The 23,192-nt window shown below is 62.1% G+C and carries 10 protein-coding genes; 8 read left to right on the forward strand and 2 right to left on the reverse strand.

Translation table 11 applies throughout. The annotated features are described in order from the left end of the window. Positions 1-1,275: 1,275 nt before the first annotated feature. From QRN45_RS05895 to QRN45_RS05925, 7 genes are all read left to right on the forward strand, one after another. Positions 1,276-1,503: a helix-turn-helix transcriptional regulator gene (locus QRN45_RS05895; RefSeq protein WP_284762654.1), complete on the forward strand. Its 228-nt coding sequence runs from the start codon at positions 1,276-1,278 to the stop codon at positions 1,501-1,503. Further along, positions 1,503-2,744, forward strand: a complete 1,242-nt coding sequence (locus tag QRN45_RS05900) for a tyrosine-type recombinase/integrase (protein WP_284762655.1) — start codon at positions 1,503-1,505, stop codon at positions 2,742-2,744. Before QRN45_RS05895 ends, QRN45_RS05900 begins: the two co-directional genes overlap by 1 nt. Before the next feature lie 208 nt (positions 2,745-2,952). Further along, the gene (locus tag QRN45_RS05905; RefSeq protein WP_284762656.1) at positions 2,953-8,133 is read left to right on the forward strand and encodes a DEAD/DEAH box helicase family protein; all 5,181 of its coding nucleotides are present in this window, start codon (positions 2,953-2,955) and stop codon (positions 8,131-8,133) included. Next, positions 8,130-10,991 (forward strand): DUF8741 domain-containing protein, encoded by a 2,862-nt coding sequence (locus QRN45_RS05910; RefSeq protein WP_284762657.1) that lies wholly within the window; start codon positions 8,130-8,132, stop codon positions 10,989-10,991. The genes QRN45_RS05905 and QRN45_RS05910 overlap by 4 nt, the downstream gene beginning before the upstream one ends. After that, positions 10,988-15,049 (forward strand): Eco57I restriction-modification methylase domain-containing protein, encoded by a 4,062-nt coding sequence (locus tag QRN45_RS05915; RefSeq protein ID WP_284762658.1) that lies wholly within the window; start codon positions 10,988-10,990, stop codon positions 15,047-15,049. Before QRN45_RS05910 ends, QRN45_RS05915 begins: the two co-directional genes overlap by 4 nt. Further along, positions 15,046-18,063: an McrB family protein gene (locus QRN45_RS05920; RefSeq protein WP_284762659.1), complete on the forward strand. Its 3,018-nt coding sequence runs from the start codon at positions 15,046-15,048 to the stop codon at positions 18,061-18,063. The genes QRN45_RS05915 and QRN45_RS05920 overlap by 4 nt, the downstream gene beginning before the upstream one ends. Next, on the forward strand, positions 18,063-19,316 hold the full coding sequence (locus QRN45_RS05925; RefSeq protein WP_284762660.1) for an McrC family protein: 1,254 nt from the start codon (positions 18,063-18,065) through the stop codon (positions 19,314-19,316). The genes QRN45_RS05920 and QRN45_RS05925 overlap by 1 nt, the downstream gene beginning before the upstream one ends. A gap of 194 nt (positions 19,317-19,510) precedes the next feature. Here QRN45_RS05925 and QRN45_RS05930 read toward each other — a convergent pair whose 3' ends face one another. After that, positions 19,511-20,023, reverse strand: a complete 513-nt coding sequence (locus QRN45_RS05930) for a hypothetical protein (protein WP_284762661.1) — start codon at positions 20,021-20,023, stop codon at positions 19,511-19,513. A 538-nt stretch (positions 20,024-20,561) separates the two neighbouring features. After that, a complete protein-coding gene (locus QRN45_RS05935) occupies positions 20,562-21,956 on the reverse strand; it encodes a hypothetical protein (RefSeq protein WP_284762663.1) in 1,395 nt (464 codons plus the stop codon). Between the two features lie 1,000 nt (positions 21,957-22,956). Here QRN45_RS05935 and QRN45_RS05940 point away from each other — a divergent pair. Then, entirely contained in the window at positions 22,957-23,160 is a 204-nt protein-coding gene (locus tag QRN45_RS05940) for a hypothetical protein (protein ID WP_284762664.1), read from the forward strand. Positions 23,161-23,192: the final 32 nt, after the last annotated feature.

The raw sequence follows: 23,192 nt of genomic DNA on the forward strand, positions 1-23,192 counted from the left end.
TCAGTTCGACGCACCGCCGTCCACTTGTGTGTGCGCTCATTCAGGCCAAGAAGCGAGATCTTCAACGACGCTAATGCTCTTCATGTTCCTGCACTGCGACGGAAGCCCCAGCTGAGAGTCCCGGGCATTGGCCAAGGTTCAGCTCGTAAAGGTGACGCTCTCAAAGTCGGCGCTCCGTCAGATCCTTTGCGGCAATCCCAGCGAGAGCTTCTGTGAAACGCAAGAGCCCGGCATGGTCGTCGCTGATGAAGCTGATATCCAGTAGGCCCCGAGCCGGTTCCATCTTTCCCGTCGAGCGAGGCGGCAGTTCGGACCCTGGACCCGTCGAATTCGATTTGGAAATGCTCGGCTCCGTCCTGTCCGGGGTCCAGGACGGACCCGTACTCGCCGTGTTTGTATCGGTGTTATCACCCCGTCACGCCGATGTGGTCGGTGTCCAGGGTGATGCACACGAGGCTTTCGTGCGGCCAGAAACTTGGGGTGTGGCCGGGGAAACTGAGGACATCGGCAGCAGTTTTGATCATGAGCGTTTCCATGGTCCTTCTCTTTCCGAGGCGGCGTCGCCAGTGGGCGAGTGGGCGTTAGGTTCCGGCGTCGTTCTGATAGAGGCGCCTCCGCTGGGCATGAGGGGCCGGAGTGCAACTTGGGGAACCGGGAACGATCCGAAAGTTCGCGAGGAAAGAAGCGGAGCGCCGAGCGAAGTTTTGGATTGGGGCCGGCGCAAAACGCCCTGGTTGCGCGGAGGGCCGGCCCAGCGATAATCGACGATCAGAATGACAAACAGCGATGACTACGGCTGCCTGTGGTCAGCGGTAAGGGCCCAAACACGACGCCACATCTGTGCGGGAAAGCAGCAGAGCTGTTGGGCTTTACTGTGCTCCTGTGCTCCTGTGGTCGAGCACGAGAATGTCCAAGTAGGGGACGAGCTCCACAAGCGGCGACTTGGCCGAGCGAGGCCCCGGAGATTGCAACCGACTCACCTTTAACTCACCTTAATCAGCGTCAACCAATGACAATTCATCACCCATCGTCGCCTACAAAAACCCCTAGATTCCGGGGGAGAGGGACATATTCAAGGCGCACAGAGGACCTGGGTCCTAAAGCGGGGGTCGTCGGTTCGAATCCGACAGGGGGCTCCGAAAACCCCTCCATTCCGGCGATTTTGCCCGGAACGGAGGGGCTTTTTCATGCCGGAAAATTGGGCACGACACGCTTACGACACGCTTTCAGGGAGACGGGATACGCCCGTCGGCTCTCGGGCTGCATAGGGAAGCCATGCAGACAAGCAGAAAGACCTTGGGACCGGCAACGGACCAAGGCAACGCAGTGCAGCTCCTGACCACCGAGGAAGTGGCTCTCTGGCTGCAGGTGGCACCCAAGACCCTCCGGAACTGGCGCTCCGCCGGGATCGGGCCGAGGGCCCTTAAACTCCATAGCGTCGTCCGCTACGACCGTGCCGCTGTCGTGGCCTGGATCGGTAAGACTTCGAAGGCTGCGGCCTGATGGGGCGCTCAAGCCTGCCGGTTGGCGCCTGGGGAACGGTCAGCGCCAAGAAGGACGAGGCGTCGGGAAAATGGCGGGCCAGCTGTAGGTTCCGTGGCTGGGACGGTGTCACGCGGACCTACAGCAAGTTCGGGTCGACCAAGGGCAAGGCAGAGACAGCCCTGCTGGCGTCCATGAAAGAGCACCAGCAGCGTGCCGGCCGAGTAGCGGCGAACCCCTCGCTGAACGTCGTCGCCGAGAAGTGGCTCGCCAGTATCGAGGTTCCCAAGGTCGTCGTTGACGACAACGGGAACATGGTCGCGACTGACAGCACGGATGGGATCCGGCGCCAGACGTGGGACCAGTACCAAGGGCTCATCTACCGACTCATCGAGCCCGCGCTCGGCGCGCTGAAGATCAATGAAATCAGCACGTCCACCTGTGACAGCTTCCTGAGGTCGCTGGTCGTGGGAGGGAAAGGGCATACGAATGCCCGGCTGGCAAAAACGGTGCTCCAGCAGATCATGTCCTATGCCATCCGGCACGACCTCTACGTGGGTGGAAATCCGGTGCGTGAAGTCGATCGGCTGAACAGGCCGCGGAAGAAGCCCGTTGCCTTGAGCGCGGCTACCCTGCACGACGTCCGGGAAGCCGTCCGGAACTGGCGGACGGAACCCGGTCAATTCGGTCCCCGCCCGAGCAACGTACTGGCAGATGTCGTTGACGTTCTGATCGGCACTGGGGCGCGCATTGGGGAAGTCCTGGCAATCCGTTTGGAAGACATCGACCTGTCAGGCGACGTCGGAAAGATCGCACTCACCGGCACGCTGGTGGAGCCTCGGCATGGCCCCAAGTACCGCCAGAGCTTCCTCAAGAGCCGCAGCAGCGAGCGGGTCATCCCAGTCCCTCGGTTTGTCGTCGACGTACTCATCCGCAGGAGCCTTGAATCCCCGGAGAACAACAAAGCGGGGGCCCTGTTCTGGTCCAGGACTGGCACCTACGTTCAGGCCTCAAGCGTACGGAGGCAGCTGCGCTCCGCGCTGATCGCGTCCAAAATGGAAGACACGGCAGTCATCACTCCGCACGCCTTTCGGCGAACGGTTGCGTCCCTTCTCGCGAGTGAGCTGACCGACGGGGCCGCCGCGGCCATGTTGGGTCACGCCGACGTCTCCATGACCCACGCCGCTTACATCGAGCGGCTGAGGGACGTTGCGGACTACACCACGGTCCTGAACCGTCTGGCGCCGAAGCCCGGGTCATAGGCAGATCGGTGTTGTCTGTCCGGCCTCATATGAATTGAGACCGGCGCGGATGAGACCTGCTGTGCGCTGGAATGAGTCGTCAATCGGTTTGGAGGCTCATTCCAGCGTTTGCGGGCAGGTGGTCGGACCGTGGCTTCGCGAAGCGCTGGCCGCACCCGGCTAAACTTCGCTGTAGTTATCGAAGGTCTTGTCAACAGGGGGAGCACGCGTGGATGCGTTCGGAATTCGTGAAAAGCTGATTGCCGGCTACCGGTCTTTCACGGAGGGCTTCGTTGACATCCAGGATCAGCGGATCAAGGATGCCGTCGTCGAGCTCGGAGACAAGGGACGGCAGTGGCCCGATCCTTGGCTATCCCTGAATCCCTCGTTCAGCTCCGGCGGGCGCATAGACGCGCTCGTCCGGCGTGGACTCCTTCACCCCGACTGCGATGCCATTTTCAGGCCCAAGAAAGATGCCGGCGATCGCGGCTCAGCGCCCATCACGCTGCACAAGCATCAGCGCGATGCCATCGAAATCGCCGCCAAGAATGCTTCATACGTCCTTACAACCGGCACGGGCTCCGGCAAATCACTTGCGTACATAGTCCCGATTGTGGACCGCGTGCTCCGCGAAGGGACGGGTAAGGGCGTCAAGGCCATCATCGTTTACCCGATGAACGCCTTGGCCAACAGCCAGATGGAGGAGCTATCCAAGTTCCTCGACAACGGATTTGACGGCAAGCCGCCGGTCACTTTCGCGCGTTATACCGGCCAGGAACGCGGAGAAACCCGCGAGAACATCCTTAAGAACCCCCCGGACATCTTGCTGACTAACTACGTCATGCTTGAGTACGTCCTGACCCGGCCGGAGGAGCGGCAGTCCCTCATCCGAGCGGCCTCCGGTCTCCAGTTCCTCGTTCTGGATGAACTGCATACGTATCGCGGCCGGCAGGGCGCTGATGTTGCCATGCTCGTACGCCGCTTGCGGGACGCTTGTAACGCTCAGAGCACCCTGCAGTGCATTGGCACGTCCGCCACGATGTCGAGCGGTGGAACAGTCGCCCAGCAGCAGAGGGACGTCGCCGAGGTCGCTTCCCGGATTTTTGGAACCGTTGTTTCGCCGGAGCACGTGGTGACCGAGACCTTGGTCCAAGCGACCACCAACCAGCACCGATCGGACCAGGATCTGAAGGCTGCTGTGAGAGAACGCGGTGACGCCGAGTACAGCAGCCCCACGTTGGACGGCGGATACACGCTGATGACCTCAGATCCGCTGGCATCTTGGATTGAGGACAAGTTCGGCCTCACCACGGAGCAGGAATCTGGCAAGATCATCCGTAGACAACCACAGACCGTCACCCATGCCGCAGAGGAACTGGCTAAACAGACCGGGGAAACAGCAGGGAGCTGCGCCACCGCTATCCGCGCGACTCTCCTTGCGGGGTCGAGGGCAAAGCACACTGAGACCAACCGTCCGCTGTTCGCCTTCCGCCTTCACCAGTTCATTTCCAAGGCTGGCTCCCTCTATGCCACAGCGGAGTCCGAGGACACGAGGCTCATCGAGACCGACTTCCAGCTGACCGTCGGAGGCGAGGAGAAGCGGCTCTACCCCCTCGCTTTTTGTCGCGAGTGCGGTCAGGAATACCTCATGGCACGGTTGACGGAAACTGGCGACGAATCACGCTTTATTGCCCGGCACGAACTGAAAATGCAGGACACGGGCGGCCCGGACAATGGCCAGGACGGCTATCTGTACATCTCCACTGAGCAGGAATGGCCGGAACAGGCCATTGAGGCGGGCCGTATCCCCGCCTCCTGGCTCAACGAGGCGGTGTCTGGGAATCGAGTCATCGAGTCCAAGCGCAAGCGGATTCCGTCGCGCTACCGCGTCCAGCCTGACGGCGCAGCGGCCCGGGATAACGAGTACACCCAGGACGATGGCCAGCTCGCCGCTTGGGTCCCGGGAAGCCTTGGTTTCTGCCTGAACTGCCAGGTCACCTATGAATCCGCCCGGAGCGGTGAATTCTCCAAGGTTGTGACGCTCGACCAAGAGGGCCGCAGCAGCGCGATGACCGTGATCGCAACGAAGCTCGTGCAACTGTTGAAATCCGGGGCCGGAAGCGATTTGAGCCCGCGCGCCAAGAAGCTGCTGACTTTCGTAGACAACAGACAGGACGCGTCCCTCCAGGCCGGCCACTTGAACGACTTCGTCCAAGTGGCCCAGCTTCGCTCGGCCCTCTACCGCGCAGTCGCCTCAGCCGGCGATTCAGGAGTTGAGGCCATGGAACTGGGCGATGCGATTATCAAAACGCTCAGCCTGGCATGGTCCGACTATGCGCGCACTGAAGACCCGCTGGACCCTAAACCGACCAAGCGGGCCCTGAATGAAGTCGTGACCTACCGTGCGCTGCGCGACCTACAACGCGGGTGGCGGATCACCCTGCCCAACCTTGAACAGACAGGTCTCCTCGTGGTGGACTACCCCCTCGCCAAGAACCTGGCAGAACAGGATCGCCGCTGGGAAAAAGCTCACTACGTGCTCCGGGACGCAGACCCCGGCAAGCGCGAGGAGATTATCCGGGTCCTGCTGGATGAGTTCCGCCGCGTTCTTGCCATCGACGCCGAGGAACTCACGGCGGACTGGCTGGACCGGGTCAAGAACCGCAGCCGCGAATTCCTGACGGGTATTTGGGCTTTGCCAGAGCAGGAATCTGCTGCCAGCGTCGGGCTCGTGACCACGGAGCCCAAGAAGATGGCTTACCGGACGACTCTTCCCGTGACCTCTTACGGAACATTCGGCCGATGGCTAGCCAAGACAGCTTCACCCAGCAACAAGCTCAAACGCGCCGAGGTGGACGAAGTCATCGCTTCGCTTTTCAAAATTCTGCTCGAGACGGGCTTCATTGCGGAGGTCGTCGAAGGCAAGGTCTCCGGCTACCGTCTCAAACTGTCCAGCATGGTTTTGAGGAAGGGCGACGGCGAATACGGCGCCCCCGATTTGCTCCGCCGCACATATCATGCAGACCAGAAGCCCCGCGTTATCCAGTTCTTCAAGGACCTGTACCTGGAGCAAGGACAGGAGCTGGCCGGCCTCAAGGCGGCGGAGCACACTGCCCAGGTACGTGCAGAAGACCGGGAAGCCAGGGAACAGGCGTTCCGCGAAGCAGAACTTCCGCTGCTGTTCTGTTCTCCAACCATGGAGCTGGGCGTCGACATCGCCGACCTCAATGCGGTGGCGATGCGGAACGTTCCGCCGACACCGGCAAACTACGCCCAGCGCAGCGGCCGTGCGGGGCGCTCGGGCCAGCCGGCCCTGGTCCTGACCTACTGCGCCACCGGCAGCCCTCACGACTCCTACTACTTCGAACGCTCGAACCTCATGGTTTCCGGTCAGGTCCAGCCGCCGCGGTTGGACTTCGCCAACGAAGACCTGATCAGGTCACACGTCCACGCCATCTGGCTTGCGGAAGCCCTCGCCGCAACCAGCTCGGGTCTGGGTAAGTCCATGAGCGGTCTTCTCAAGCTTGAAGACAAGAGCTACCCCCTTCAGCCCGAGATCAAATCTGTCCTAGCTGATGAACAGGCTGCGAAACGCGCCAAGGTATCGGCAGAGGTCCTCCTGCGGAGCATCGAAGGGCAACTGAAGGACACATCGTGGTGGACTGAGTCATGGTCCGATGCCGTCATTGACACCGCTCTGGCCAACTTCGATCAGGCCTGCGAGAGATGGCGACAGCTCTACCGGAGCGCCATCACCGAGCAAGACGCTGCACACCGAGCCAGCCAGGACCACTCCACCGACTCCAAGCAACGCGAGGCCGCAGCCAACCGGCACCGCGAGGCCGGCCAGCGCCTGGAAATCCTCCTCAACGACAGCGACTCAAAGGGCCAATCGGACTTCTACACCCTGCGATACTTGGCCTCCGAAGGCTTCCTCCCGGGATACTCGTTCCCGCGGCTGCCATTGGCTGCCTTCATCCCGGGCATCCGAAGAGGCAAGGACAACAACAGCACCTGGCTGCAACGCTCGCGTTTCCTGGCGATCAGCGAGTTCGGACCGGACTCGCTGATCTACCACGAAGGCGCCCGCTACCAGGTCAAGCGCGTCAGCCTGCCGCGGGACTCCGACGGCGGGGGCGCGGGAGACGTTGTCCTCGGGGAGGCCCGCGTCTGCGTCGCCTGTGGCTACTTGCACCAGCGCGAGGCCGGACTCGACATCTGCGAATCGTGCAATGAACCGCTGGCCGGCAGCTGGTCAAACCTGATGCAGTTGCAGTCCGTCATCACCCGCCGCCGCGAACGGATCAGCGCGGACGAGGAGGAACGTAACCGCCAGGGATTCCAGCTGGTCACCAACTACCGATTTGCTCCACACGGTAAGAAGCCGGGCCGCTCCGATGCACAGATGCTGAACGGCGGGGCAGCCATCGGTGCAGTGCACTACGGCGACGGAGCCACCGTTCGGGTGACCAACCTGGGTCGACGGAACCGGGCCAACCAGGATCGGCATGGCTTCTGGCTCGACCTCATCACGGGCGAATGGCTGTCGGAAAAGAAGGCCACCGCGGATACCGGAGACGCGAGTGAGGCCACCGACGCGGATGACATGACCGTAGAGCAGTCCAAGAAGAAGCAGATGGTGACGCCCTACGTTGAAGACCGCCGCAACATCGCCGTCATCCGCTGGGCGGAGAACGTGACGCCCGCCGAGGCAACCACCATGCAGTTCGCCATGGAACGCGGCATCGAAGCGGTGTTCCAGCTGGAGGACTCTGAGCTCTCCAGCGAGCTTTTGGCTGACAGCGAGGACCGGGGACGTCTGCTGTTCATCGAGGCCGCGGAGGGCGGCGCGGGGGTGTTGCGCCGGCTGCAAAGCGAGCCGGACGCCATGGCTAGGGTCGCCGCCAAGGCGCTGGAAATTCTGCATGTCGATGCCGCTACGGGCGACGATATGGAAAACAGCTGCGTCCGGGGCTGCTACCGGTGCCTGTTGTCCTACGGCAATCAGCGTGATCACGAAATCATCGACCGGCGGCTCGTCATAGACCAGCTGATGCGGTTGGCTGGCGCCGTCACGGTGGCCGCAGCGGCGGCGCAGAAGCCCATGCACGTCATGCCGCCGGGAACTGTGGTGAGCCCGCGGGCTCAAGGCCTGTTGGACTTTCTGTTGCAGAACGGGCGAAATCTCCCGGATGAAATCGGGCCCAGTATTGAGGGGAACGTGGTGGATTTCGTCTACACCGCTAAGTTGTCGGTGGGCGTTGCTGTGATCGTGGAGGACGCGTCGAGACGGCCCGTCGATGACCTGGCACTGACGTACGGCAACTGGAACGTCATTAGGTGCCGTCAGGACGAAGATGTTGAAGCATTTGTTAATGAACACGCAAACGTATTTGGAGTGGTGGAGTGACTAGTGCGACGGCGGAGTACAGTTTTGCGGTTGGGTCGCTGGTAGCGGCCCGCGGCCGGGAATGGGTGGTTCTGCCCGAGAGCACCCCTGACTTCCTTGTTCTTCAGCCACTGGGCGGCACCACCGATGACATCGCAGGAGTCATTCCCTCCATCGAGGAAGTGAACCCGGCCTCTTTCGGTCTGCCGTTGGCAACAGATCTGGGCGATGACCGCAGTGCCCGGTTGCTCCGCGATGCGCTCCGTATCGGATTCCGCTCCAGCGGTGGCCCGTTCCGTTCGCTGGCAGGGTTGAACGTGAGCCCGCGCCCGTATCAGCTCGTCCCCCTGCTGTTGGCGCTCCGCCAGGATGTCGTGCGCCTCTTGGTCGCCGACGACGTGGGAATTGGCAAGACAATCGAAGCTGGACTGATCGCGTCCGAGCTCTTGGCTCAGGGCGACGCCAGCGGACTCGCTGTCCTGTGCCCGCCGAGCCTGGCCCAGCAGTGGAAGCAAGAGCTTTCTGAGAAGTTCGGTATCGACGCCGAGCTGGTCCTGCCAGGGACAGTAAAGCGACTGCAGAGAGAAGCCGGCTACGACAAGTCCATCTTTGAGTATTTCAAACACACGATCGTTTCCACCGACTTCATCAAGTCCGAGTCCAAGCGACACGACTTCATGCGGACCGCTCCAGACCTGGTGATCGTGGACGAGGCCCACGGTGTCACCGCCGATGACTCCGGCAAGGGCGGCGTCGGTCGCACGCAGCGGTACGAGCTCGTGCGGGGACTGGCCGACAACCCGGACCGTCACCTCGTGCTGGTGACGGCAACGCCGCACAGCGGCAACGACGGTGCCTTCCGCAACCTGATCGGCCTGCTGGATAACAGTCTCAAGACCGTGGACTTCTCCACTGAGCTGGGCCGCCGCAAACTCGCGGACCATATGGTCCAGCGCCGCCGCGTGGACATCCGCAGCTACCTGAAGTCGGACACCAAGTTCCCCAGCGACCGGGAGACAGCCGAGGTGGCCTACAAGCTTTCGCCGGAGCACCGCGCGTTCTTCGACGCCGTGCTGAACTACGTCCGCGGCCAGGTACAGGACACCTCCGGCACCAAGCGTGACCAGAGGATCCGCTGGTGGTCCGCGCTGTCCTTGCTGCGCGCCATGGCATCCTCGCCTGCATCGGCCGCCGCCACCCTGAACACCCGCGCCGTCGCTGAAGATGCTGAATCGGACGCTGCCGCCGAGAAACGCGGCATGGCTGTTGTGATGGATCAGGTGGAGGACGACGGTGGGGAAGGTATCGACGTCGTGCCCGGCTCCCGGCCTTACGCCCTGGATGAGACATCCTGGGAAAAGCGTCAGCTCAATTCGTTCCTCAAGACAGCGGGGGAGCTTCAGGCCAACCCGGGGCAGGACGCCAAGCTTCAGCTCGTGGTCAAGCGCATCCGTCTGCTCATTGCCGAGGGCTTCCAGCCCATCGTTTTTTGCCGCTTCATCCCCACCGCACACTACGTGTCGGAGTACTTGCGGGAAGCGGGGAAGAAGAAGTTCGACGTCGAGGTAGTCACCGGCGAACTGCCCTCAGAGGAACGCGCCGCTCGCATCGCCGCGCAGGAGGAACGCGCCGGCGACACTCCGAAGGTGCTGGTGGCCACAGACTGCCTGTCCGAGGGCGTGAACCTGCAGGACGGCTTCCAAGCCGTAATCCACTATGACCTCGCCTGGAATCCCACCCGCCACGAACAGCGCGAGGGGCGGGTGGACCGTTTCGGACAGTTGTCGGATACCGTCCGCGCCCTCACCATCTACGGTGATGACAACGGTATCGACGGCATCGTGCTGGATGTCCTGCTGCGCAAGCATGAGAGCATTCGCCGGGACCTGGGCATCAGCGTACCCGTCCCGCCCCGCAGCGATCAGATCCTTTCCGCGCTCCTGGAAGGCATCATGATGCGCGGCAAGAACGGCGATCAGCTGGAGCTGTTCAGCCTCACCCCGGAAGCCGAGGAACTGGACGCTGAATGGCGAAGCAGCGCGGAACAGGAGAAGCTCAGCCGCTCCCGCTTCGCGCAAAATGCCATCCGCCCGGAAGAAGTTCAGGAAGTCGTGGACGCAGCCCGGCGCAGCCTGGGCGACCCAGACGACGTCGCGGCCTTTGTGAAGGCAGCCCTCGAAGAAACGGGCGCGCACGTCGATACCACTCCTGATGGGCTTGTGGCCGAGCTGACAGCGGCCGTGCCGGGCATCCGCAACGCCCTGGGCTCGGATTCCAAAATCCGCTTCGTCAACGACTTCCCGGCCCCGCACCACACCTCAGTGCTGGTACGGACGGACCCCGTCGTCGCTGCAGCGGCAAACTACGTCCTGAACTCCGCCCTGGACGCGCAACTCACGGGCAAGGAACGCCCCGCCCGCCGCTGCGGGTTCATCAAAACCAGCGCGGTGGACAAACTTACCGTGGCCCTCCTGGTCCGCTTCCGCACCAAGCTGGTGCTTCCCGCGCGGCTCGGCGACAAGACAGACATGGCAGAGGAGGCCCGCGTCCTGGCCTTCACAGGCATGCCGCAGAACCCCGTCTGGCTACCGGAAGATGCCGTCGAAGCGCTGCTCCAGGCCAGACCGGACGGGAATGCCGGCGATGTCACCAACATGATGGCCGCCATCCTCGGATCTCTGGACCAGCTGAAGGATCAGCTGGACCAGAAAGCCCGCGACGTGGCCGACCAGATCCGTGATGCCCACCGCGAGGTCAGGATCGCCGCCCGTGGCGACCGGGCCGGCCAGCTCGGCATCCGAGGGCTCACGGTCGAACCGAATCTTCCCGTAGACGTCCTGGGCGTCTACGTCTACAGCCCGGCCGGAGGCACCAAATGAGCACAGCATTCCAAGCCATCACCGTCGTCGGAGGCGTCGTTCCCCCCTCGTTGCTGGGGCGCATCCAGGCCGGGGAAGTCAACGATGCCAGGAGCATGTCTCCCGTCAGTTTCCACCTTGCCGGCACGGAAACGGTCCGCGACGCGGCCTCACGGACGTGGATGTACCTTCAGGGTGCCTGGAGCGCCTGGCGCGAATCCGACTCTGCCAAACGCCCGGACGGGCAAGGCGCCGGCACCGGCGATGCCCGGCAGAAGTGGCTTTTGGTGCTCCTTCGCGAACTCGGCTATGGGCAGGTTCCGGCGACCCCCGGCGGCCTGACGATCGGCGGCGAGGCGTACCCCATCTCGCACCGTTGGGAGTCCGTGCCCATACATCTGCTCGGCCCTGGCGTGGACCTGGACAAGCGCACCCCGAAGATTGAAGGTGCGGCCCGGCGCGCACCCCAGGCTATGATGCAGGAATTCCTGAACCGTGAGGACACTTACCTCTGGGCCATTCTCAGCAACGGCCTCAGGCTCCGTCTCCTACGGGACTCCACCGCGCTGGCAGGCTCCGCCTACATCGAATTCGATCTCGAGACCATCTTCGAGTCGGATCTCTATTCCGAGTTCCAGCTGTTCTGGCAACTCTGCCACCAGTCCCGGCTGGACAAACGCGGTGGCTCCGAAGCGCCCCCGTCTGACTGCTGGTTGGAACTCTGGCGCGGTGAATCCGTCGAGGCCGGAGCTCGCGCCCTCGACAAGCTAGGTGCCGGCGTCGAGAAAGCTCTGGGCTGCCTGGGCTCGGGCTTTCTGCGCCACCCGGATAACCGCTGGCTCGTGGATGCCCTGCATTCCGGGGATCTAAGCCATCGCGACTTCCACAAGGCACTCCTTCGCACTGCCTACCGCCTGCTCTTCCTGTTTGTCGTGGAGGACCGCGGCGCCCTCCTCGATCCTGCGGCGACCACCGAGGCCCGCCACCGCTACGAGACCTATTTCTCGACACAAAGGCTGCGGAAGATGTCCCGCACCCGCGACGGAGGCCCGCACCCGGACCTGTGGCGTACCCAGAAACTCGTGCTGGGCGCCCTAGGCGGAGACGGTCTCGCTGCCGTGGGCCTTCCGGCTCTCGGCGGCCTCTTTGACCCTGACCCCCGCGCCGTCCGGCTGGAAGGCCAGCCCCGTGACGACCTCTTGCTGGGTGCCGAGATGGCAAACCAGGACTTCCTCAAGGCCATCCGCGGCCTCGGCTGGGTGGTTGGAAAGACCGGGCGTCTGCAGCCCGTGGACTACCGCCACCTCGGGGCCGAGGAACTAGGCTCCGTCTACGAATCCCTGCTGGAATTGGTGCCCCGCGTCGACACCGAGACGCGGTCCTTTGAACTTGCGCATCTTGCTGGGAACGAGCGCAAGACCACCGGTTCCTACTACACCCCGCCTAGTCTCGTGTCCGCGCTGTTGGACACCGCCCTGGACCCGCTGCTGGACCAGGCCGTCAACGGTGCAGCCGGACGGGACGACGCCGAGGCACGCCTACTCGCGCTGACCGTGTGCGACCCGGCCTCCGGCTCCGGCGGCTTTCTCGTGGCCGCCGCCCGCAGGATTGCCCGTCGCCTGGCTGAAGTGCGCGCCGGCGAGAACGAGCCCACGCCGGGCGAGGTGCAGAGCGCACTGCATGACGTGGTGGAACGCTGCATCTACGGCGTGGACATGAATGATCTCGCCGCCGAACTGGCCAAAGTCTCCCTGTGGTTGGAAGCCATGCAACCCGGCAAGCCACTGGGCTTCCTGGACGCCCGGATCAAGATCGGCAACAGCCTACTGGGTACAACTCCAGCGCTGCTTGCCGGCGGCGTACCGGAGGGGGCCTTCTCAGTCTTGGAGGGCGACGACAAGAAGTTCGCGGCAGAGGCAAAGAAGCGAAACAAAGCCGAGAACACCCGGAAAACGGACAAGCTCTTTGGCTCCCTGGGGCAGGACACCTTCAGCTTCGGCGGCACGCAGTCGGCTGTGGCGCAGCTGATCACCCAGCGCCGCGAACTGGTCAAACCCGTAGCGAGCGCCGAGGAAGCCCGGTCCCGAGCCAAGGCCTACGACGCCTTCGACCACTCCGCAGCCATGGAGCGGAAGAGGCTCCACGCGGATGCCTGGTGCGCAGCCTTCGTCTGGCCCCTGAAAACTGGCGAGGCCGAGCCTCCCACCTCATCTATCGTCCGGCAGCTGGGCGACTCCGGCACGGCAGCCGGATACGCCGGGACGGTGGCTGAGATTCACAAACTGGCTGATGAGTACCGGTTCTTCCACTGGCACTTGGAATTCCCGGAGGTCTTCGGCGACCCTGAATCCGGCGAAGATGTCGGCGTCGAGGGCTGGCCCGGAGGTTTCTCCTGCATGCTCGGCAACCCGCCGTGGGAGCGAGTCAAGCTTCAGGAACAGGAGTTCTTCGCGGCGCGGAACGAAGAAATTGCGAAGGCGCCGAACGCCGCCGCACGGTCTCGGCTCATCAAGAGGCTCGTGGAGGACGACCCAATCTTGCATGACGAATTCCTGGCCGCCAAGCGCAACGCCGAAGGTCAAAGCACGAGCATGCGCACCTCCGGGCGCTACCCCCTCAACGGTCGCGGCGACGTCAACACTTACGCCGTCTTCGCTGAGCTGTTCCGGAGCCTGACCGCTTCCCACGGGCGCTCCGGGGTCATCGTTCCAACCGGAATCGCTACGGACGCCACCACCCAGTACTTTTTCAAGGACTTGGTAGAGACCAGCACCATCTCGGCGCTGTACGACTTCGAGAATCGCGCGCCCTTATTCGAAGGTGTGGACTCCCGGTTCAAGTTCTGCCTACTGACGATGGCCGGCCGGCTGGCAAAGGAAGAAGTTGCGTCCTTCGCATTCTTCCTGCACGACCCGGCAGACATTGCAGTGTCAGAATTTGCGCTGTCGCCGGACGAAATCAAGCTCATCAACCCCAACACGGGCACCCTGCCCATCTTCCGCACCCGCCGCGACGCGGAAATCACCCTGGGCATCTACCGGCGCGTCCCCGTTCTGATCAACGAGAACGACACCGTCAAGGGCAACCCGTGGGGCGTGTCGTTCATGACAATGTTCCACATGTCCAACGACTCGCACCTGTTCCACACCCGCGAGCAGTTGGAGGGCGAGGGCTGGGCACTAGTGGGCAATGTCTTCGAGCGCACCGTCAACGGCAAGTCAGAGAAGATGTTGCCGCTGTATGAAGCCAAGATGTTGGATCGCTATGACCATAGAGACGCTGATGTGGTGAAGAGCTTGACCGCCGACAAACGGCAAAATCAGCCGAGATACCTCAGCGACTCGGATCATGAGAACCCTGACCGCTTCGTAATACCCAACTATTGGGTCCAGCAGAGTGCCCTCCCGACAGGGTTGCCTGATTACTTGACTGGATTCTCGAATGTCACCAGCGCCACGAATCAGCGAACCGTTCTGGCGTCTGCACTACCGGTGGCGGCTGTAGGTCACTCGTATCCGGTGTTCAAAAGCTTCGACCCGCTTCTGCTGTTGGCCGTTTTCAACTCCGTCGCGCTTGACTATGTGGCGAAGCAAAAGGTTGCGGGATTGAACATGACGTACGGATATGTCAAGCAGTTTCCAGTTCCAGAACCGTCCGCCCTGCGAGCCCCGGCCGCTTGGTCCAAGGAGGAGAGCATTCACTCTTTCCTATTGTGCAGGGTCATGGAACTGGTATATACGGCCTTCGACATTTCTGCAGTTGCGGCTTCGACCGAATTCGCCGGCGAACCTTTCGTGTGGTCCAGTTCTCGAAGACCGCAGATTCAGGCCGAGATTGATGGGGCGTTGTTGCATACATACGGACTGGAGCGGGACGAGGTACTGCATGTGCTCGACGAATTTCGAGCGCTTCATGATGCTGAGATTCGCGAGGTTGGCGAGTTTCGCACCAAGCGCCTAGTTCTTGGGTCGTACGACGCCATGCAAGAGGCCATCGAAACGGGCGTCACCTTCCAATCGACTCTCAGTCAGCCGCCCGGGCACGGCCCACGCCACCCCGTAAAGGAGTTCTCCGCATGAGCCAGAACCTGAACTGGACACAGTTCATCGAGTTTTCCGGCAAGTTCATCGAAAGCGTCAACCTCGCGGCGGAAGAGAATGACTACAAGCTAGAACTGGCGGCGAAGCTCGCGGTAGTGCGGGACGAACTACTGGCAGAGGACCCAGGATGGCACTCGCACTTCATTCGGGCCCTGCGGACGACGAACCTCGTCAACTACAGAACGATCGGTGCCATGGACAAGCTGGATGAGGCTTCGTCGCGGGACCTGCGAGCTCTCTTGACGAGGTTTTGGTCGGGGGCGCCCGAGACAGAGAAGCTGAATGCCTTGGTCGCCGGTCTTAAGGAGCTGAACTCTCGAGAACTTTCCGACGGTATCGCCACCGGAGTGGGTTCTGTGCTGCTCATGGCTGTGGATCCGACCGAGTTCCCGCCTTACCGTCCCGAAGCGGTCCGACAGTTCTGGAACATCATCGGCTTTGACTACAAGGACGCCGTACGGACGCCGCAAGGACGCTATGACGCGTTCTTGGACGTCCTTGATCAGTTCCGGTCGGAGCTGGCTATTGCGGGGCTCGGTGATTTTGACCGCCTGGAAGCCCAAGGCACCATGTGGACGGTCATGAACGCCGATCCGACGGACGAATGGGCCTCCCAGGACGTTGTGAACTTCCGGAAATGGCGCGGAGACAAGGCCGCAGCTGCCGAGGTCGATCTCAGCACTCCCGCTGCCACGATAGCTCCCCAGCTCGAAGCGGCCGGGCGACTGATCCTCGAGAGCGGATTGCGGAGCGCCCCTTCCGCTATCGACGGCACAACGCCTACGTGGACTGTTGAGAACGCTCGCGAGCTGGCAAGAAGAAGCGAGTTCGACGTCGGCCCCGGAACCTTCATGGCAAAGTTCGAACGTCAGCTGCAAGGTGCCAGCCGTGGCGTGGTCCTCTTGGCGGCGGAACTGGCGTACCTGCAGGTACTGCCTCTCTCGAACGTAGGCGCCCAAACAAAGATCGCCAGGATCGAGAAAATCCTTTCCTGGAGCGAACACGACGAAATGCCGCTACCTCCAACGCTTCAAGAGGGCCTGGACGCCGAAGGCGCCTTCCACGGCGGTGTCGGATTCAACATCCAGGTTGCAGAGCACATGAAATGGCTGTGCCGGCTCGTCGAACATGTAGCGACACAACCAATGAGCCTGAGTGAAGCCGCACTTTCGGATCCTTGGGCGTTTCGTGACTTAACCCAATCGGTCCCCGATGACCGCCCCATGATCCGTTACAGCGTGGACTACATCGCGTGGCCGGGATACTTGCCCCCGGTCGTAAAGCGGGACCATCGGACAGAGATCTGGCATGCGTTTGCAGGCGTCATTGGCGGTGCAACAGGTCGAAACGATAACGACGAGGCCGCCATTGCCAAAGACCTCCATGCCATTCGGCTCGTCCAACAGGGGAGCTCGAATGAATTCGTGGAATGGTACAGCGAGCCCTATCTGAGTCAGTGGCGGGCAGGCGCTGAGGACTCCGGGCAGCGGGCGTGGCTGGTCAGGCAGAGCCAGGCAGGGACGACCATGCTGCACCCGTGGCTTGAGGACGGTTTCGTGTCCACCCCCGCGCAACACCTGGGGTCACCCACGCCAGGATCGAACCTGAGCCAAATACAGGCGGCCGTCAATAAGGGCTACCAGCACATCGAATATTCGGAGCGCAAACTCCGTGCCATGGAATACCATCGCTTCCTCAGCATCATGAAAGTGGACGACTTCGTCCTCACCGCGTTCGAAGACGGTCTCTATCTAGGGGTCGTGACCGGGGAGGCTAACTACGTCGAGGACGCGACATCTCGCTTGCGACGCGCTGTCGCGTGGCAGAAGACGCCCATCAGCAATGAAGACACGCCCGCGCCTCTGCCGCGTCTGCTGGCCGAGCAAGGGTCAGTCGTGGACCTTACCGAAGCACTTTCCATCATCACGGCATGGTTCGGTGTGGAAGCTGACCCCGACAACGAGACGGAAGTTGTCGCGCCTGTGCCGCAAATCGCCGTCGTACCCCACCTGAAGAAAGCCACGCCAGAACTGGCACGAAAGCTGCACGTGGACCAGGAGCACTTGCAGGAGGTGATCCGGCTCCTCCAGACCCGGCAGCAGATCGTATTTTATGGACCTCCCGGAACCGGCAAGACCTTTCTGGGAAAGGCTATCGCCAAGTTCCTGGCGGGGGAGGAGCACTCCGACCACGTCAAAACGGTCCAGTTCCACCCTTCCTACGCCTACGAAGACTTTTTCGAGGGCTACCGGCCGGCGAAAAGCCAGGACGGAAACGTGGCATTCAGCCTCGAAGCGGGTCCGTTGCGGCGAATCGCCGACGAAGCGGCATCTGAGGGCAACCGCGATAAGCCGTACTTTCTTATCATCGATGAGATGAACCGCGGCAACCTCGCCAAGATCTTCGGCGAGCTGTACTACCTGCTGGAGTACCGCAACGAGGGCATCAACCTCCAGTACAACCCGGAGAAGGTCTTCGCCCTGCCGCCCAACTTGTTCATCATCGGCACGATGAACACTTCGGACAGGTCCATTGCCATGGTGGACGCTGCCATTCGGCGACGATTTGCGTTTATTGAATTGCACCCGCAGGACGGCATGATTTCGGGGCTGCTGGAACGCTTCCTCAAGGCGAACGGAAAGCCTACTTTGCGGGCAGAACTGCTGAATGCCTTGAACAGCGAGATTGAGGAGACGAACCGTGATCTCATGATCGGGCCGTCCTACTTCATGAAGCCCCATGCTGAGACCGATGAGGGGCTCGAGGAGATTTGGAAATACGAGCTGCTGCCGCTGCTGGAGGAGCAGTACTTTGGGCGTCTGAAACGGGACCAGGTCAGGGAGAAGTTCGGGCTGGCGGCGATGAGGCGAAAGGCGGCGAGCGCGGTTGGGCCGGTGGATCTTTCCTTGGTGTCTGTCGAGCAGGTGCTGGCTGGTGAGGGCGCCGAGGAGCTCGAGCAGCTGTTGACGGATTCGGAAGACAAGTCCTCCTGATGCTCAGGTCCATCGTCCTCGACGAACTGCAAAGCTCGGCTGATGCAGTTGAGCTGGATCCGGAAGTCGCCGCGACGCTCCGGGACACCGGGCTGGTGACGGTACTGCCTGCTCACGGCGGATTGTGGACGGTGCTCCCCGCGGGAACTGTGGGGGCTGTCCAAGTGGGGAACCTTCTGGTCGAGGTCACGCCGAAACAGAAAGTCGGTCTCAGCCGGCTTCTGTTCCTGCTCGGCTACGCCGAGAACCCGGGCTTCCGTCCGGAAGACGTTGCGGGCATCGAAGACACCGACCTGTTCGCCGCCCTCGGCGAATCCTTGGCCCGCCAGGGGTTACGGGCGCTGGAACGCGGTGCGCTCAATGGCTACGTCCACGTAGAGGACGCCCTCCGGACAGTCCGGGGGCGGATCCGTGTGGGCGACCAGATGACCCGCCGCCCTGGGATGCTCCTGCCATTGGAGGTCGCCTACGACGACTTCACCGTTGACATCGCCGAGAATCGTATCCTGCGGGCCGCCGTACGCTTGATGATGCAGGTCCCGAGGCTTTCCGGCGACGTGCGCTGGAAGCTGGCCCACTTGGATTCGAAGCTGGACGGAGTCTCGGAGCTACGGTTCGGAGCCACGCTCCCTCCCTGGACAGAATCGCGTCTCAACGAGCACTATGTTCCGGCCCTCCGCTTGGCGGAGATCATACTTCGGAACATGTCGGCCGAGGCCGGCATTGGACGCCATTCCGTCGCCTCTTTCGTTGTGAACATGGCCAAGGTGTTTGAGGACTTCGTTACAACTTCGCTTCGCGAGGCGCTTGATGGCTATCCCGGCGAAACGAGCGGGCAATACGCGACGTTCCTGGACGAGTCTGAAGTTGGTCAGACTGGGAATCGTCTCCGCATGTCAGTGGACATCGTTCATTCGGTACGGGGCGTTCCCGCGATGGTGTTCGACGCGAAGTACAAAGCAGCGTCTGCGGCCGACGGGTATCCCAATGCTGACTACTATCAAATGCTCGCCTATTGCACGGCGTTGACTGTGCCGACGGCATGGCTGATTTATGCGGGGCCCGGCCAGGCTCGGACGCGGCGGGTCACTAACAGTTCGGTGTCCATTGTCGAGTTTCCGCTTGATATTTCCCAGGTACCCGCAGCCCTGTTGGCACGAGTGAAGGCGCTCGCTGAAGCGGCCTATCGGGAATGGCTCGTGACCGGGCTGGTCATGGCTCGCGACTCCTCCTGCGGCCCCCGGAGTCCGTGAGCGGCTGCGGTTAGGTCCTGGGGCGGAACCGTTGCGGTTCACGACAATGACAGATCAGTCCGGACTTTTTGACGAGCTTGATGGCCATCGACGCCAGTCCACGATCTAGTCCGTCCCTTAAGCGCTTTAGATGCGGACTGGGGGCTCATTGGCTCTTCTCGGACCCCCACCTGTCCCGTCGGGCATGCTCCTCCTTAGCCGCGGAGGACGTCCACCCCGTCCGCCATCAAGGTGTTGAGGTGCGCCAACACTGCGGCGTCGACAGCTTCGTCGGTGAAGGATCCGCCCGTTGCCAGCCAGCTTTTGACGTGGTCGGCATGACGGAAACGCTCGAACGCCGGGGCGCCGTCCGCAGCGAAGACCGGGTGTGAGTAGTCCCCGCGGTCCCGGTTGTCCGGATCGTTCCAGGAGAGGCGACCGTAGGTGGTGTACCTCGCGGCCTCTTCGGCCGCTGCAGCTTCCTTGTCCCTGGTAGCCAGATAGCTGTCCACATCGATGCGCGGGACGTAGACGCGCTCCGGGTGACCGTAGTGATTCATTACCAATTCGCGACGGCCGATCGGGGCGAATTCTTCGCCCTTTTCGATGTGCGGCGTTAGGCCGCACCAGACGTTATTGACGATCTCATCCAGATAGAATTCAACGTCTTCGGGAAGATCGCCGGCGGTAACAGCCAGCTCTATCAAGGTCATGAAGTCTTTTGTCACGATGTTCTCATTTCTCTGCGTGTTTGGCCTTGCTATCAATAGAAGTGCGGCCGCGCGCAAGAAACGGCCACTTTTGCGGATCCATTTTTCGGACTCGGTGGGGAGTTGCTCCGACGACCACGCGAACCTATGCCTTCCTGAAGGACGACACCCCATCGCCGCGCGTCTGGACCGGCTGAGCCGGGTGCTAGCCTACTGGCTGAGGGGCCGGCTGGACGTGGGATCGCCCCTGAATCGCGTAGGGGTTCGCCCAGCCGGCTGCCGCTGGTGATTCTATACATCCTCGAGATGGGCGCACACGGTGCAGGCGACGGAATCGTGGAAAGGCTGGTCAAGGTTCCGGACAGGTTCGCTGCTGTTGGGGAGAGTGCTAGCCGGAACCGGCCCTCTGGAAGGGGATCCGACGCGCTGGGGGTGCATCAACTCTCCTCGTTGGAGGTGTCCGGCTGTTGGTGATCCCATTCTGGAACCCGTCACCAGCTGCTGTCTGGTGGACCCGGCGGAATCGGCCTTGGACTCCTGCCAGCAAGGCCTAAATTCAGCCGACGATCCGAAGGCGCGCCGGAAGCCTTGTGTCGCCGGCCGCACCTACACGGGCTCCGAGGGGCCGCCCTTTCGCGAGTTTCGGGTTCGACGGTGCGGGGTGAGGGACCGCGATTTGAGCACGGTCCATCGGGCTGCCGATCAGATGGGTGTGGTCGCCTTTTCGCATCCAGTGGGGCGTTGCGGCGATGAGCGGAGCTTGTTCAATTACAGCGAGGGCGTCAAAGGTCGGCCACGGAGCGAACGGGTATTCGTCGAGCAAGCCGCGGGGGACCCACTGGCTCCCATGACTGCCGGACCCAATGGCGAAATCCGCCTCCATGCGCAGGAATAGGTCGCTCAGGTGGTTCGCCGAGGGGAAGTAATCAGCCCAGGAGGCGCATCCGATTCGCGCCGCCGGCGAGTTGGGCCCGGTCCCAGGGAATTCCTTCAGGACGTGGCTTACGGTTTCGTAGATGGCGCGGCGGGCATTCTTACCTCGAGCCCCATTAGGGTGACCTGCGGCGATGAAGACGATTACGAGTCCGGAGGTTTCGAGGGGCCGTTGACTGATGACTTGAGCCCAGCGGCGGACCTTGTTCTCAAGGCCACGGGACACATTTGCGGTGACCTCAAAAGCGATCCGGAGCCCATCGTGACGGATGATGGTGCCGTCGGCACTTCGGTTGTCCGGCTTGTTGACCTTCTTTCCGAGCCCGCTCCCTGCGAGCAGGTCGACTGTCGAAAATTTCTCACCCAGTACGGCTCCGACGGCCGGTCCGCCATGTTCTGCCAGACGCAAAATCAGCTCAGCTGAGAGGGCGTTATGGCGATCATATTGGCCGCCGGAGGTCCAGGGCTGTCCGCCGGTGACCGCGAGCCATTCGGGACCGGTGAGTGTGGGTTCGATCAGTCTTTTGAAGACATCGGTTGACGCGGGGCGGTAGAGGAAGTCCCGGCGCTGTGCGCCCGGTTCCCGACGCACAGGCGTGGCATAGATTCCGATGTCAACGAGATCGAGCGCGAATGACGGGGCGAGGACTGACGAGCGAGGGTCGAGAAGGGTGAGGTCGGCGGAGATGGCTGCGAGTTGTTCACAGGAAAGGGTTCTGTAGGCGTGCAGGGCGGACCAAGCGGCCAGGCGGCGGGACCGGCCCCGGTTGGCGGTGAGCTTTCGCAGCGCTTCCTTCTCTTCGAGTAGGAACTTGGCGTTGACATGGCGGCCGTTTTTTTCATGATGCCAGCGTTCGGTGTAGCCCATCGACCACGAGGCCGAAGAATTCCAGGGCCAGAGTTCGTCCCAGTATGGATCGTGGCGGTTTGCCGTCGATACTTCGTCGAGGCAGGGGGAGGGCAGCATCGAGGCGTGGAGGCTATCGGGGGTCTTCCGGAAAGGGTGCACTGCGGTCACGTCAGGTCACCTCCGGCGACGGCGGCCCTTGGGACGGAGCGGGAGGCCCTAGTTTTTGATTTTCTGGTGTTGTCTTCTGCGAATGAGATGGAGTGCGGCAGGCCTGACTGGCTGTTCTTGTCTTGGCCCGTGACCGCGCTGGCAGGGGCGCCCGATTCACGTCTCAGCGTGATGCATTTTCTGTTCATACCGATAAACATGCGTAGATATTTACCCGACGGTGATCATGCGAGGGTAGCCTTTCATTTGCGGCGCCGGATTTTTCTCAGCGTCGCTGGAAAACGACGCAAATCCCCCATGCGGGGTCGGGGATCGCATCTGCGTTTCCCGCCGAATAATCTGATGTTCGCCGACGACGCCCGCTGGTGTCCGCGACAGAACATTGAAGTGACCAGTCGGCACCTCGTTTAGCAAGGCCTGCCAATTCGGCAACTCCGGATCGCGCTAAGGCTCTGCTTCCTTCGGCGCCGTCGTCGCGGGAAGATCCGTGAGTAATCCGATCAGCGGATGATACGTATCGAGGAGCGGTGGCGGTTGGGGAGTTAGCAGGCCGTGTGATTCTGCTGCCGGCGGGAAGTCGGTAGCATGGACGCTCCCTTAGAACGGGGGCCCGGAGGATGATCGTTGATCCTCTGCACGAACAACGCCTTGGATAGCGGTGGGAGGCTCGAAGAGCCGACCTCCTAAGTATGGGTCGTGACGGATCCTTTCCAATTCCGCGACGCACGGGCGGCTAACGCCGATCACCATTGATTCCGGAGCCTGGGACCGAACTTCCGTGGTGAGCCGGAGGCGGAGTCACGCTACTATCGCAAGCACCAACGGGCGTGACATCTCTGCCCGCTGCCCCACACATCGTTGGGAGCTAATAAACGAAGGAGGGGACATGGATCCCTACCGCTACGACCGCGACGCGATCGCGCGGTCAACTTATGCGATCCTGCAGGCACCGTATGAATTGTTGGTCGATTAACTGGAAGACCTGCTGTTCCTAGCCGCGGTGGCGCTGAAACTTGAGCACGCCGTGCCCCGCCGCATTGGCCATATCGGCTGGGTGACATCTCACCAAAACATCATCCTCGAATGGAGAGACAACGAATTCAACTTCGCGAAAGTCTGCGCGCGTGCGATCAACCTGGCCTTGGCTAAGGCTTGGCTCGATGACTTCCTGGCCGCGGTGTTGTCAGTGACGGTCGAAAACTGAGCCATTGTGACGGTTGAAAACTGAGCCACCTG

It is taken from the genome of Arthrobacter sp. efr-133-R2A-63 (assembly GCF_030209795.1).
In the GTDB taxonomy this organism is placed as follows: Bacteria; Actinomycetota; Actinomycetes; order Actinomycetales; family Micrococcaceae; genus Arthrobacter; species Arthrobacter bambusae_A.

Coding starts and splice junctions, on each gene's coding strand:
- QRN45_RS05900 (WP_284762655.1), top strand. CDS start 1,503: ATGGGGCGCTCAAGCCTGCCGGTTGGCGCCTGGGGAACGGTCAGCGCC.
- QRN45_RS05925 (WP_284762660.1), top strand. CDS start 18,063: ATGCTCAGGTCCATCGTCCTCGACGAACTGCAAAGCTCGGCTGATGCA.
- QRN45_RS05920 (WP_284762659.1), top strand. CDS start 15,046: ATGAGCCAGAACCTGAACTGGACACAGTTCATCGAGTTTTCCGGCAAG.
- QRN45_RS05915 (WP_284762658.1), top strand. CDS start 10,988: ATGAGCACAGCATTCCAAGCCATCACCGTCGTCGGAGGCGTCGTTCCC.
- QRN45_RS05895 (WP_284762654.1), top strand. CDS start 1,276: ATGCAGACAAGCAGAAAGACCTTGGGACCGGCAACGGACCAAGGCAAC.